13 protein-coding genes and 1 pseudogene are annotated in these 12,415 nt (G+C 67.2%); 6 read left to right on the top strand and 8 right to left on the bottom strand.

Annotated elements, in window-relative coordinates:
• Window positions 1-27: 27 nt before the first annotated feature.
• Together F1D05_RS12115 and F1D05_RS12120 are read right to left on the bottom strand one after the other, a co-directional pair.
• Window positions 28-729 carry a GntR family transcriptional regulator gene (locus F1D05_RS12115; protein ID WP_185447679.1) on the bottom strand — a complete coding sequence of 234 codons (702 nt, stop codon included), beginning with the start codon at window positions 727-729 and terminating at the stop codon, window positions 28-30.
• Between the two features lie 294 nt (window positions 730-1,023).
• Window positions 1,024-1,203: a DUF5302 domain-containing protein gene (locus F1D05_RS12120; protein WP_185447681.1), complete on the bottom strand. Its 180-nt coding sequence runs from the start codon at window positions 1,201-1,203 to the stop codon at window positions 1,024-1,026.
• 186 nt (window positions 1,204-1,389) lie between these two features.
• On the opposite strand from F1D05_RS12120, the gene F1D05_RS12125 reads away from it, so the two are divergent.
• Entirely contained in the window at window positions 1,390-2,040 is a 651-nt protein-coding gene (locus tag F1D05_RS12125) for a LysE family translocator (RefSeq protein WP_185447683.1), read from the top strand.
• A 376-nt stretch (window positions 2,041-2,416) separates the two neighbouring features.
• Here the strand turns inward: F1D05_RS12125 and F1D05_RS12130 are convergent, their stop codons facing one another.
• The 5 genes and pseudogenes from F1D05_RS12130 to F1D05_RS12145 all read right to left on the bottom strand — a co-directional run bounded on the left by F1D05_RS12130 (window position 2,417) and on the right by F1D05_RS12145 (window position 5,603).
• On the bottom strand, window positions 2,417-3,142 hold the full coding sequence (locus F1D05_RS12130) for a class I SAM-dependent methyltransferase (protein WP_185447684.1): 726 nt from the start codon (window positions 3,140-3,142) through the stop codon (window positions 2,417-2,419).
• Between the two features lie 150 nt (window positions 3,143-3,292).
• On the bottom strand, window positions 3,293-3,589 hold the full coding sequence (locus F1D05_RS12135) for a CbrC family protein (protein ID WP_185447686.1): 297 nt from the start codon (window positions 3,587-3,589) through the stop codon (window positions 3,293-3,295).
• 22 nt (window positions 3,590-3,611) lie between these two features.
• Window positions 3,612-3,842, bottom strand: a pseudogene (locus F1D05_RS42935) (CbrC family protein); the annotation flags it as partial.
• A gap of 34 nt (window positions 3,843-3,876) precedes the next feature.
• Window positions 3,877-4,953: a redox-regulated ATPase YchF gene (ychF, locus tag F1D05_RS12140; RefSeq protein ID WP_185447688.1), complete on the bottom strand. Its 1,077-nt coding sequence runs from the start codon at window positions 4,951-4,953 to the stop codon at window positions 3,877-3,879.
• 122 nt (window positions 4,954-5,075) lie between these two features.
• On the bottom strand, window positions 5,076-5,603 hold the full coding sequence (locus F1D05_RS12145; protein ID WP_185447689.1) for a GNAT family N-acetyltransferase: 528 nt from the start codon (window positions 5,601-5,603) through the stop codon (window positions 5,076-5,078).
• Between the two features lie 279 nt (window positions 5,604-5,882).
• Here F1D05_RS12145 and F1D05_RS12150 point away from each other — a divergent pair, with 279 nt between their 5' ends.
• From F1D05_RS12150 to F1D05_RS12170, 5 genes are all read left to right on the top strand, one after another.
• On the top strand, window positions 5,883-6,674 hold the full coding sequence (locus F1D05_RS12150) for a polysaccharide deacetylase family protein (RefSeq protein WP_185447691.1): 792 nt from the start codon (window positions 5,883-5,885) through the stop codon (window positions 6,672-6,674).
• 74 nt (window positions 6,675-6,748) lie between these two features.
• On the top strand, window positions 6,749-8,020 hold the full coding sequence (locus tag F1D05_RS12155; protein ID WP_185447693.1) for a DNA recombination protein RmuC: 1,272 nt from the start codon (window positions 6,749-6,751) through the stop codon (window positions 8,018-8,020).
• A gap of 369 nt (window positions 8,021-8,389) precedes the next feature.
• The gene (locus F1D05_RS12160; RefSeq protein WP_206686182.1) at window positions 8,390-9,580 is read left to right on the top strand and encodes a glycoside hydrolase family 64 protein; all 1,191 of its coding nucleotides are present in this window, start codon (window positions 8,390-8,392) and stop codon (window positions 9,578-9,580) included.
• A 135-nt stretch (window positions 9,581-9,715) separates the two neighbouring features.
• The gene (locus tag F1D05_RS12165; RefSeq protein ID WP_246486623.1) at window positions 9,716-10,093 is read left to right on the top strand and encodes an SRPBCC domain-containing protein; all 378 of its coding nucleotides are present in this window, start codon (window positions 9,716-9,718) and stop codon (window positions 10,091-10,093) included.
• A gap of 7 nt (window positions 10,094-10,100) precedes the next feature.
• Complete coding sequence (locus F1D05_RS12170; RefSeq protein ID WP_185447695.1) at window positions 10,101-11,216, top strand: aromatic ring-hydroxylating oxygenase subunit alpha; 1,116 nt, start codon at window positions 10,101-10,103, stop codon at window positions 11,214-11,216.
• A gap of 20 nt (window positions 11,217-11,236) precedes the next feature.
• On the opposite strand, the gene F1D05_RS12175 is transcribed toward F1D05_RS12170, so the two are convergent.
• On the bottom strand, window positions 11,237-12,268 hold the full coding sequence (locus F1D05_RS12175; protein WP_185447697.1) for a 4-hydroxy-3-methylbut-2-enyl diphosphate reductase: 1,032 nt from the start codon (window positions 12,266-12,268) through the stop codon (window positions 11,237-11,239).
• Window positions 12,269-12,415: the final 147 nt, after the last annotated feature.

Genomic DNA, 12,415 nt, shown 5'->3' on the forward strand with positions numbered 1-12,415 from the left:
GCCTGCGCAGCGCAGTACGGGGTGTTGTCAGGGGCGCAGCGTGGCACGGAAGCCGACGCGGTCGCCTCGGTAGAGCGAGCGGACCGCCTCGATCGGCTTGCCGTCGGTGTCGCGGCTGGTCCGATGCAGCAGAAGCATCGGCAACGACTGGGTCGCCTTCAGCAGCTCGGCTTCGCGCGGAGTCGCCATCACCGTCTCCACAATCTCCTCACCCTCCCCGAACCGGACGCCCAGATCATCGGTCAGGCAGCGATACAGCGACCCCGTCGGCAACAGCACCTCACGCAGGGTCGGGAACCGGGATACCGCCAAATACGTGGTCTCCAACCCGATCGGCTGCTCATCGGCGAACAGGATCCGCTCCAGCTCGTACGCCGGCGCCCCCTCGGCGATCCCCAACTTCTCCGCCAGCACCGCATCCGCCACGACCTCGTCGAAGCGAACCACCTCGCGCCCCGGCACCTGCCCCTGCGCCCGCAGCGCCTCGGTATAACTGACCAGCGCCAGCGGCTGGATCAACTTCGGCGTCGCCACGAAGGTGCCCTGCCCCTGCCGCGCCCGCAGCCGCCCGTCGGCGGTCAACTCACGGATCGCCTGCCGCATCGTCCAGCGCGAGACCTCGAACTCTTTCGCCAGCGTCCGCTCCGGCGGCAACGCCGCACCCTCACCGAGCCGGTCGAGCAACTCCATCAACCGGGTCTTGACGGCGAAGTGCAGAGGAACAGTCACCCGGCAAAGGTTAGACGGCCCAAGACATCCCACCCGACAGGAACCGGTTTCTGCGAATCCGCCACCACGCGACACGCACCCGCGTCCCGACCGACAGGTAGTCCTAGCGGCTATCCAGTGCACTCAGGCGCAACCACACATCGCGCGTACACCGTCTCGAGGTGCACTACCTGTCGGTCGGCACAGAACCCATCGAGCCGAGCCCCGCCCCGAGCGGGTTCCCCGCAGTACGGGGCCAAAAGTTGAGCCCCGGGCGGTGACCCGGGGCTCGGAATGGATGGATGGGCGGCGGAATCAGCTGCCGGACTTGCGCCGGAACTGGCGCTTCTGCTTGTCGTTGTGCGCCTCGCCGACACCCTCGTGCCGCGGCCCGGTGCCCGGGTGCGACTCGTGGTTCGCGTTCTTCTTGGCGAGCGCGTCGCGGAACTTCTTCTGCAGATCGTCCTGCGCCGGCTCGCTGGGCTTGTCGCTCATACCGTCTCCTTCACAAACCGTCAGGCGTACGGACTCTAGCTAACCAATTGTGATGGACGCCGCGCCACACAATTACGGCGGGGTCCCGCTCCACGACCCTCCAGCCGGCGTCTCACGACTGCGAAAACCACCGAGCGCCGCGGCTGACAGCTGTTAGTTTCGACGTTCCGACCGAGAGGGGACGTCGTGCTCGTCAGCACCGAGGCATTCGTGGGGATCGCACTGATCGAGCTCGGCCTGGTGATCGTGCCCGGTCCGAACATGATCTACCTCGTCTCCCGTTCGGTCACCCAGGGCCGCCGCGCGGGCCTGACCTCACTAGCCGGCGTGGGCGTCGGCTTCCTCGCCTACCTCCTCGCAGCCACCGCCGGTCTGGCCACCCTCTTCGCCCTGGTCCCCGAGATCTACGTAACCCTCAAGCTCGCAGGCGCGGCCTACCTGCTCTGGCTGGCCTGGAACGCCCTCCGCCCCGGCGGCAGCTCCGCCTTCACCCCCCACGACCTAACCCCGGACCGGCCCCGCAAACTCTTCGGCATGGGCCTCCTGACCTGCCTGCTCAACCCCAAAATCGCAATCCTCTACATCTCCCTGCTCCCCCAGTTCGTCGACCCGACCCGCGGCCACATCGGCACCCAAAGCCTCCTCCTGGGCCTCACGCAACTAGCCGTAGGCGTCCTCATGAACGCCATCTTCGTAATAACCGCCGGCTCAGTAGCCACCCTCTTCACCCGCCACCCCAAGTGGTCCAAGATCCACCGCTACATCACCGGCACAGCCCTAGCCGTCTTCGCCGTAAAACTGGCTACGGATCGCACCCAACCCCTCGCAGCCCCGTAGTCCCATACGGCGAACCGCCACCGCCCCCACCACCTAGGGCGACCTCCGACACGCAACCCGCCATCACCACCAAGCGCTTCCCGGAGCCACCACCCGCGGCGCACTCCAGCTCGCACCCCGCCATCACCGCCAGCCGCCCTCCCCCGGACCGCCGCCCTCACCACTGGCCACGCGCCCGCCCATTTGAGCGCCCGCCGTACATTGGGTGATACGGCTCCGAGCCCCCATGCACCAACCGCGACAGCCCACCTCAACGAGCGCAGTCGCCCACCCCTCGCCCGGCCGCGACGACCCACCGCCCCCAGCGGTCCCCTGAACAGGTCAGGGTGCCGGGTGAGCACCAATCCCCTGCCCCGGCACCCTGGCCGCTCCACCCTCAGGCAACCTCCGCAACGAAAACGAACTCGAGCCCCGGCCGATCAGCCGCATCTCGTACCTCGGCCGTGCGGAAGCCCGCCGCCTCCAGACTCTCCTCAACCTCGGCCCGAGTTCGGAAGCGCAGCGTCGACTCCGACGTGAGCGTGGCGCCATCGGACTCGAAGACGTAGGTCCCACGGAACTTCACGAACGGCTCGTTCACCTCAAGCAGGTCGGTCCAGTTCTCGATCACACCGACTCCCGGCACATCCACGCGCTTGTACGTCGCCTCGCGATTCCACCCCACCCACGCCTGCCGCGCCGGATCCCTTGTCTCAAACACAAACCGCCCACCAGGCGCAAGCGCAGCCCGTACGCAGTACAGCGTCGCCATCCACTCCTCATCACTGAGAAACACCTGCGCCACGTTCCCAGTCATCACCGCCAACTCCACCTGCAGCGGCGGCAACCCAGCCGCATCCCCCTGAACCCACCGCACCCGCTCGCCACCAGGTTTCCCCCGCGCCACCTCCAACGAAGCCTCGGCCGGATCCACCCCCACCACCTCAACCCCGAGCCCTACCAGCAAACTCGCCAAGCACCCCGTCCCACACCCCACATCCAGCACCGACCGAGCCCCGAACTCCCCCACCATCCCCACGTACGCCTCCAGATCCCCCCGCTCCGGCTCCAACGCGTCATAAACCCCCACCAACCGCCAATCCCCAAACAACGCATCAACCATCCCCCGAACCTAATCCGCTCCCCCTCCCCCACCAACCGACTTTCCAGATCGCTCGATCAACCCCTGAACTGCCGAACGGAGGCGAGAGCCCCGCCAGGGCGACTCACAAGCTGCAGCGGAATTCGACTCAGTAGCGGGTATCGATCGACGTCAGCTGGCGTCTGAATGGGCGAGGCGCACGCCGCAGTGCAGGCACTCGAACCGGTAACCCGTCAGCTCGCCGTCAATCGAGAGGCGACTGATCCATTCCTGAGCAGCAGAGTCATCAAGCCCCGCCTCCCGGGCTTCGATCAGGAGGGCTTGCATTGCACCGGCATCGTCGCGGATCTGCTCCCAGCCCACCCAACCGAGGTATGCGGCGCCATCGCCACAGTGATAAAGCCAGTGCGAACCCTGCCAGGCGAAGTAGCCGGGGTGTGCGGTGCGAGATCTCGTCCAGTACGGCACCCGGTATGTCCTCAGGCACACCCCAACCGGTATCCGCGAACTCGGCCGGTCCAGCTGGTGTAGCAAGCCGCTCCGCGGCCGTCCCACTGGCGATACATCCGAAACAGACTTCGCCCACCTGTTCACCGAATACGGGACCCACATAGCGCAGACCCGTCAGCTCACCACAAATGTCGCAGGGTGCCCGGCTCACTTCGGCTGATCCGGTACCGATCGGATCCGGGTGGTACCGGAAGCTGGGAACGGTCGTCACCGCTCGATTCTCGACGAGCTGTCAAGCAGCAGACTCAGACGTTGAAGCGGAATTCGACTACGTCGCCGTCGGACATTATGTAGTCCTTGCCTTCGATGCGGACCTTGCCGGCGGATTTGGCCGCGGCCATGGAGCCGGCCGAGATGAGGTCTTCGAAGGAGACTATTTCTGCCTTGATGAAGCCGCGTTGGAAGTCGGTGTGGATGACCCCGGCCGCCTCGGGGGCGGTGGCGCCGACCTTGATGGTCCAGGCGCGGGATTCCTTCGGGCCGGCGGTGAGGTAGGTCTGCAGGCCGAGGGTTTCGAAGCCGACGCGGGCCAGGGTGTCCAGGCCGGGCTCCTCGACGCCCATCTCGGTGAGCATCTCGCGGGCCTCGTCCTCGTCGCCGAGTTCGACCAGTTCGGCCTCGAACTTGGCGTCCAGGAAGATCGCCTCGGCCGGCGCGACCAGCTCACGCATCTGCTGCTTCAACGGTTCGTCGGCGAGCTCGTCGGCGTCGCAGTTGAAGACGAACAGGTACGGCTTGGCGGTCATCAGCATCAGTTCGCGGATCGCGAGCCGGTCCACGTTGGTGGCGATGATCGGCGTACCGGCCTCGAGGTGCTTCTGCGCCTCGCGGACCGCTTCGAGAACCGCGACGCTCTCCTTCTTCAGCCGGGCTTCCTTCTCCAGCCGCGGGATCGCCTTCTCGACGGTCTGCAGGTCGGCCAGGATCAGCTCGGTCTGGATGGTGGAGATGTCGTCGGCCGGTGAGACCTTGCCGTCGACGTGGGTGACGTCGTCGTCGCGGAACACCCGGGTGACCTGACAGATCGCCTCGGACTCCCGGATATGGCTGAGGAACTTGTTGCCCAGCCCCTCACCCACGGAGGCGCCGCGGACGATGCCGGCGATGTCGACGAACTGCACCGTGGCCGGCAGGATCTTGGCCGAGCCGAAGATCTCGGCCAGCTTGCCGAGCCGCGCGTCCGGCACGCCGACCACACCCACGTTGGGCTCGATCGTCGCGAACGGGTAGTTCGCCGCGAGCACATTGTTCTTGGTCAGCGCGTTGAAGAGCGTGGACTTGCCCGCGTTGGGGAGCCCGACGATTCCGATGGTGAGTGCCACGGGCGACAAGAGTACGCGGCCCACCCCGCCGCACCCCAATCCGACGATCACCGCCCCGTACTGCGAACCACCCGCCGCCGGGCGCCCGCCGTACGAGCCGGCCGCCGAAAGCCGGACGAGTCTCAGGTGACGAAGGACTCCAGTTCGGACCCGTACCAGCGGCTCGTCCGGCCGAGTGCGCGCATCCCCAACCGTCCGCACACGGCCAGTGACGCCGCGTTGTCGGGCCGGACGACCGCATAGATCTCACCGATCCCCGACCTGAAGCCATGCGTGATCGCCCCACGCGCAGACTCGGTCGCCAGCCCGCGCCCCCAAGCGTCCGGATGGAAATGCCACCCCACTTCGACCTCACCCTTGCCCGAAGCGTCGGTCGGCTCAGGCAGCGGAACCAGCAGCACGGTCCCCGCCACGGTGCCCGACGCCTTCTCCTCGACCGCCCAGATCCCGTACACCGTGTCCTGGTTGCGCTCGTTCCAGCGGTCGATCACACGCTCGGCCGCATCCCGGTCGGCCATCACCCGCGGGTCGGCCCCGAGCCAGCGGGACACCTCCCAGCGCCGATAGATGTCGAACACCCGGTCGCCATCACTGTCGGCCCAGTCGCGGACGACCAGCCGATCGGTCTCGAAAACCACCTGCGGATCCATCGTGCCTCCCTGGGCAAAAGATCTACCGATCACGACGACCCGGCCGCAAGCGATTCGGTGAAGTGTGACCGGACGGAGAGCAAAAGCCGGCCACGCCAGGACGGCCGTCACGCATCGTGAAGCCTTGGAGAGAAGGCTTTTCGCAGCGGCACAAGGCCACTGAGATCTCCCCGCAACATGGGTATGCCAACCAGATCAGGACAGCGGGCGTCTCATCTTGTGAAAGCTCCTGAGGGGAGCAACTGGGGAACATCCGCCTGATCCACAAGGAGCATCGTCATGTCCAAAAAGCTTGCTGCCATCGTCGCCACCGGCGCAGCGGCCGCCTTGGTGGTCGGTTCACTGATCGCCTTGGCACTCGGACATCAGAACCAGCCGGAGCCGACGTCCGCGTCCAGTGTCAGTACGAGTGTGACGCCGACCACTACCCCGACGAACGAGCCGAGCGACGAGCCGACCCAGACGCCCGGCAAGACGCCGAGCAACAACGCGGGCAGCCCGGCCGCGGACCCGACGGCCGCCGCCGCGGCCGGCAACAAGAAGGTGCTCTTCTTCAGCTTCGACGACGGCCCGGACCCGGTCTGGACGCCGAAGATCCTTGCGGTACTGCAGAAGTACGGCGCGCGCGCGACCTTCTTCCAGCTCGGCAGCATGCAGAACGCGCACCCCGGTCTGCGTGAGCAAATCCTTGCCGCAGGCAACGCAATTGGCAGCCACTCGATCTCGCACCCGCAGCTGACCGCGATCACCGCCGCCAAGCGGCACCACGAGATCTTCGACGGTCCGCGGTCCAAGTGCTTCCGGCCGCCGTACGGCGCGTCGAACCCGAAGGTGCGGGCGGACATCAAGGCCGCCGGGATGACCCAGGTGCTCTGGGACGTCGACCCGCGGGACTGGGCCCGGCCGGGCACCAACGCGATCGCCGGCAACATCATGCATCACGCCACCCGGCGCAACATCATCTTGATGCACGACGGCGGTGGCGACCGCAGCCAGACCGTCGCCGCGCTCGACAAGGTACTGCAGACGCTGAAGGCTCAGGGGTACTCGTTCGCCGCCATGGACTGCTGATCCACAGAGCTGATTCAGACGCCGCCGACGGTTGATCCACAAAACTGTCGGCGGCGTCTGCCACTGTCTGTGACATGACCGGTACGACGCTGTTGATGGTGCTGCTGTTCCTCGTGGTGGGCCTCCTGCTCGGCGCGGTGTTCGGCGTGCTCTGGTCCCGCGGTCGCGACGGCGCCGAGTTGGCCCGGATCACCGCCGAGCGCAACGCGGCCGAGGACCGGGTGGTCGAGCTGACCCAGGAGCGGCATTCGGTCGGTCAGCAGATGTCCGGCCAGGCCGTGGTGAAGGAGTCCCTGGACCGCCTGCACGCCCAGCTGAACCAGTTGGAGAAGGGCCGGGCGGCCTGGCAGAGCGAGCTCCACCAGCAAGTGAATGAAGTACGGATGAGCGGTGAGGCACTGCGCCGCGAGACCGCATCCCTTTCGACCGCCTTGCGAAAACCGCAGGTGCGCGGCCGGTGGGGTGAGTTGCACCTGAAGCGGACGGTCGAGTTGGCCGGCATGGTCGCGCACTGCGACTTCACCGAGCAGACCTCGACGGTGACCGACGACGGCCTGCTGCGCCCGGACATGGTCGTCAGGCTTGCCGAGGGCAAGAATCTGGTCGTCGACTCCAAGGTTCCACTGGCCGCCTTCCTGGAGGCCGCGGAGTCCGAGGACGCGGACTTCCGCGAGGAGCGCCTGCGGGCCCACGCCCGGCACCTGCGCACCCACGTCGACCAACTCTCCGCCAAGGCGTACTGGTCCAGACTCCCGTCGACGCCCGAGTTCGTCATCCTCTTCGTGCCCGGTGAGTCCTTCCTATCCGCCGCGCTGGACGTCGAGCCGTCCCTGCTCGAGTACGCCGCCGAGCGCCGGGTGATCCTGGCGACGCCGACGACGCTCATCGCGACGCTGCGAGCGGCCGCCTACGCCTGGAACCAGTCGGCGCTCACCGAGTCGGCCCAGCAGGTCTTCGAGCTCGGCCGGGAGTTGTACGAGCGGCTCAGCACGATGGGCGACCACCTCGGCCGGGTCGGTCGGTCGCTGACCTCGGCCGTCGACGCGTACAACCGCACGGTCGGCTCGTTCGAGAGTCGCGTCTTCACCACCGCCCGCAAGCTTCGCGACCTGCACGTCACCGAGGCGGAACTGGAGGCGATGGAGGCGATCGAGGCGTCGGTCCGCCCACTCACCGCCCCGGAGTTGCTCGCCCTGGAAGAAGCCGAGGCGGAGGACCAGACCCGCCGCTGGGTCCAAGGCCCACTGATCGACCGTACGCCGCGCAGCAGCCCTGCCCTTCCCCACAACACAGCCCGCACCGATGGGGATTCCACCCTCCCGGGCTTCGATTCCCAGACCGGCTGACCACCGAGATCCGTTCGCCGGTGCTGCTGAACGCGCCGACCCCCGATCACTCCGCAGTCCAGGACGCGAGGCCTGATCACGGCGGCGGAGTACACCGGTTGTCGATTGCCTGGTATGTCAAGCGTCGGGAATCCGCCACCATCGCGGCATTGACAACCCTAGCGAAAGCGTCCAAATATGAGAGCGCTCTCACTCACCGGTGATTCAACCGTCCCTCACCGGCTGAGCAGTGGGCACCGGGTGAACTTCAGGTCCAGGCTGACATCGGACCGCCTGCCCGTGGGGTTGCTGCGACCTGGTAACGCAGCCGTTCCCGGGCTTGCCGGTGCTCCGCCTTCCTCTCGCATGGGACAAACCTGAGGAGGAGTTGTGCGTATCAATCGCAAACTGATGGCAGTCCTGGCCGCCGCGGCAACTGTCGCCGCCGGGATCGTCGCCACCGTCGCCGGACCGGCCTCGGCCGTGCCTGCAACCATTCCGCTCAAGATCACCAACAGCTCCGGCCGTGGTGACGCTGTCTACATCTACAACCTGGGCACCAACCTGACGACCGGCCAGCAGGGCTGGGCCGATGCGGCCGGCAACTTCCACGCCTGGCCGGCCGGTGGCAACCCGCCGACGCCGGCACCGGACGCGTCGATCGCCGGACCGGGTAACGGCGGGTCGATCACCATCCAGATGCCGAAGTTCTCCGGCCGGGTCTACTTCTCGTACGGCCAGAAACTGGTCTTCAAGCTGACCACCGGCGGCCTCGTGCAGCCTGCGGTCCAGAACCCGAGCGACCCGAACCGGAACATCCTGTTCAGCTGGACCGAGTACACGCTGAACGACTCCGGCCTGTGGATCAACAGCACCCAGGTGGACATGTTCTCGGTGCCGTACGCCGTCGGTGTGAAGCAAGGCAACGGCAACACGCTGACCACCGGTCACCTGAAGCCAGGCGGCTACAACGCCTTCTTCAACGCTCTCCGCGGTCAATCCGGCGGCTGGGCCAACCTGATCCAGACAGCACCCAACGGCTCCGTACTCCGCGCGCTCGCACCGACGTACGGCGTCGAGACCGGCGCGCTGCCCTCGAACGTGATGGACGACTACGTCAACCGGGTCTGGTCGAAGTACAGCTCGCAGACGCTCACGGTCACCCCGTTCGGCGACCAGCCGAACATCAAGTACTTCGGCCGGGTCTCGGGCAACGTCATGAACTTCACCAACACCTCCGGTCAGATCGTCACCTCGTTCCAGAAGCCCAACTCGGCCAGCATCTTCGGCTGCGCGGGCCTGCTCGACGCACCGAACGACCTCGTCCGCGGCCCGATCTCGCGCACCCTCTGCGCCGGCTACAACCGGTCCACGCTGCTCAGCAACCCGAACCAGCCCGACGCGAACGACTCGGGTTTCTACCTGGACAACGTCACCAACCACTACTCCCGCAAGATCCACGCCCAGATGGTCGACACCAAGGCGTACGGATTCGCCTTCGACGACGTCGGCAACCACGAGGCCCTCGTCCACGACGGCAACCCGCAGCAGGCCTTCATCACCCTCGACCCCTTCAACTGACCGACTGACTGACCACCCCGGGTCCCCGCTGGCCGCCCCGGCCGGGACCCGGGGGTTCTCCCTGTCGAATAGCCGTTACGTCCGAACAGACGAGGGTCCTGACCTCGAGTCCTTCGGACGTTAGAGAATGGGACCGTGACGACGGTGTTGGTCCAGCTGCCACCTGGGCGGGCGTTCGAGCTGTTCACGGCCGGGATGTCGGCCTGGTGGCCGCTCGCGACCCATTCGGTCGGCAAGCGCACGGCGACCGCCGTACGGATGGAAGGGGCGGTCGGCGGTCGCATCGTCGAGTACGGCGTACAGGGTCCGATCGGCTACTGGGGCACGGTCTCCGACTGGGATCCGCCGCTGTCGGTGAGCTTCACCTGGCACCCGGGCAGCGATCCGAAGCGAGCCGGCCGGGTCACGGTCAGATTCACGCCGGTCGGGACCGGCACCGAGGTCGAGCTGACCCACACAACCTGGGACGGCTGGGATCACGTGCTCGACTTCTACGCGAGGCAGAGCCGATAGTGAGCGGATGGCCAACGCACCGGTCGATCCAGCCGCGCTAGCGGCAACCCTCCGCCCGCACGGCGAGGCCGTCATGCTGCCGCAGGCGGCCTATACCGACCCGGCCGTGCTCGCCTGGGAGCAACGGAACTTCTTCGCCGCGCACTGGACCTGCCTCGGTCGCGTCGACGAACTGGCAGCCGGTACTACGCATCGCGCGACCCTCGTCGGCGATGTGCAGGTGCTCCTGACGTTCGGCGACCGCCCCCGCGCGTTCGCGAACACCTGCCGCCATCGCGGCCACGAACTCCTCCAGCAGGGCGAATCCGCTGACCGCAAGGCGGTGGTCTGTCCGTACCACGGCTGGTCGTACGAGCTGGATGGTGCGGTGAAGGCGGCGCCCCGGATGGGCGAGGCCTTCGACACCACGCCGTACGACCTGGTCGAGCTCCCGAGCGAGGTGTGGCAGGGCTGGTACTTCGTCAACGCGCTCGGTACAGCGCCGCGGTTCGTGGAGCATCTCGGCGGGATCACCGACCTCGTCGCGCCGTACCAGCCGGAGCGGCTGACCTTGAAGGCGCGGCACAGCTACGAGGTGGCAGCCAACTGGAAAATGATCGTGGAGAACTACCACGAGTGCTACCACTGCCCGCTGATCCACCCCGAGCTGTGCAAGGTCTCGCCGCCGACCTCGGGCGACAACTGGAACCTGCCGGGCGCCTGGGTCGGCGGGCTGATGGAGCTACGTCCGGGAGTCGAGACGATGTCGCTCGACGGGCGATCACTCGGCGTTCCGTTACCCGGCGTCGATCCGGGGACGGTCAGCTATCTGGGGCTGTTCCCGAACCTGCTGATCTCGCTGCACCCCGACTACGTGATGACGCACCGGATGGAGCCGCGGACGCCGGGCCTGACCGCGATCGAGTGCTCGTGGTACTTCCCGGCGGAGGTGACCGACCCGTCGTACGCGGTCGAGTTCTGGGACATCACCAACCGGGAGGACTGGGCCGCCTGCGAGTCGGTCCAGCGCGGTGCCAGCTCGCCACACTTCCGGCCCGGTCCGCTGGCCCCCGCGGAGGACGCCGTCTACCAGTGGGTCACGATGATTGCTCGCGGCTACCTCGGGAAAGGCCTGTCGCAGTAACTCTCGGCCCCCAACGACTACTAGGCGTGGTCCGACGTGCCCGTCGTGGCCATGCCTGCCTGCTTGAGGTCGGCGCGGAGTTCGCGGGGGAGGGAGAAGACCAGGCTCTCCTCCGCGGTGGTGACCTCCTGGACCTCGGCGTACCCACGCTCGGCCAGCCAACTGAGTACGTCGCGGACCAGGATCTCCGGCACGCTCGCGCCGCTGGTGAGACCGACCGAGTCGACTCCCTCCAGCCACGCCTCGTCGATCTCCGCCGCGTAGTCGACCAGGTAGCCCGCCTTGGCGCCGTGCTCGACAGCGACCTCGACCAGCCGGACCGAGTTCGAGGAGTTGCGCGACCCGACCACGATCATCAACTCGACCTCGGGCGCGAGCTTCTTCACCGCGACCTGCCGGTTCTGGGTGGCGTAGCAGATGTCGTCGCTCGGCGGGTCCTGCAGCTTCGGGAACTTCTCGCGCAACCGGCGTACGGTCTCCATCGTCTCGTCGACCGACAGCGTGGTCTGGGACAGCCAGACCACCTTCTCCGGGTCGCGGACCTCGATGTTCGCCACGTCGCCCGGTCCGTCGACCAGGTGGGTGTGCTCCGGCGCCTCGCCGCTGGTCCCGATGACCTCTTCGTGACCGTCGTGGCCGATCAGCAGGATGTCGAAGTCGACAGCGGCGAACCGCTTCGCCTCGTGGTGCACCTTGGTGACCAGCGGGCAGGTGGCGTCGATCGTCTTGAGCTGCCGTGCCGCCGCCTCCTGGTGGACCACCGGGGAGACGCCGTGGGCGGAGAAGATCACCGTCTCCCCCTCGGGCACCTCGTCGGTCTCGTCCACGAAGATCGCGCCACGCGCCTGCAGGGTCTGTACGACGTGCTTGTTGTGCACGATCTCCTTGCGCACGTACACCGGCGGCCCGTACAGATCGAGCGCCTTCTCGACCGCCACCACGGCCCGGTCCACGCCGGCGCAATATCCCCGCGGCGCCGCGAGCAACACCCGCTTCGTCTTCAGCGCGGTCGGCGTACCAGTGGTCTCAGGCTGGGCAGTCACACCGCCCATCGTACGGGCCGTCGATGAACCACCCACCGGGCGTGGCCCATCTCACGGCGCCCCAGGCGGTCCCCCAAGCGCCCATCGGGCGGCTCCTCACGCGGTCACCCATGCGACCAGCGGGCAACTCCTCACGCGGTCACCCATGCGACCAGC

It is taken from the genome of Kribbella qitaiheensis, assembly GCF_014217565.1.
GTDB lineage: Bacteria > Actinomycetota > Actinomycetes > Propionibacteriales > Kribbellaceae > Kribbella > Kribbella qitaiheensis_A.

What these genes read in the sequence shown, in the direction of transcription:
- F1D05_RS12120 (WP_185447681.1), bottom strand. Translation starts at nt 1,203, where the DNA reads ATGAGCGACAAGCCCAGCGAGCCGGCGCAGGACGATCTGCAGAAGAAG.
- F1D05_RS12130 (WP_185447684.1), bottom strand. Translation starts at nt 3,142, where the DNA reads ATGGTTGATGCGTTGTTTGGGGATTGGCGGTTGGTGGGGGTTTATGAC.
- F1D05_RS12145 (WP_185447689.1), bottom strand. Translation starts at nt 5,603, where the DNA reads ATGGATCCGCAGGTGGTTTTCGAGACCGATCGGCTGGTCGTCCGCGAC.
- F1D05_RS12150 (WP_185447691.1), top strand. Translation starts at nt 5,883, where the DNA reads ATGTCCAAAAAGCTTGCTGCCATCGTCGCCACCGGCGCAGCGGCCGCC.
- F1D05_RS12155 (WP_185447693.1), top strand. Translation starts at nt 6,749, where the DNA reads ATGACCGGTACGACGCTGTTGATGGTGCTGCTGTTCCTCGTGGTGGGC.
- F1D05_RS12170 (WP_185447695.1), top strand. Translation starts at nt 10,101, where the DNA reads ATGGCCAACGCACCGGTCGATCCAGCCGCGCTAGCGGCAACCCTCCGC.
- F1D05_RS12175 (WP_185447697.1), bottom strand. Translation starts at nt 12,268, where the DNA reads ATGGGCGGTGTGACTGCCCAGCCTGAGACCACTGGTACGCCGACCGCG.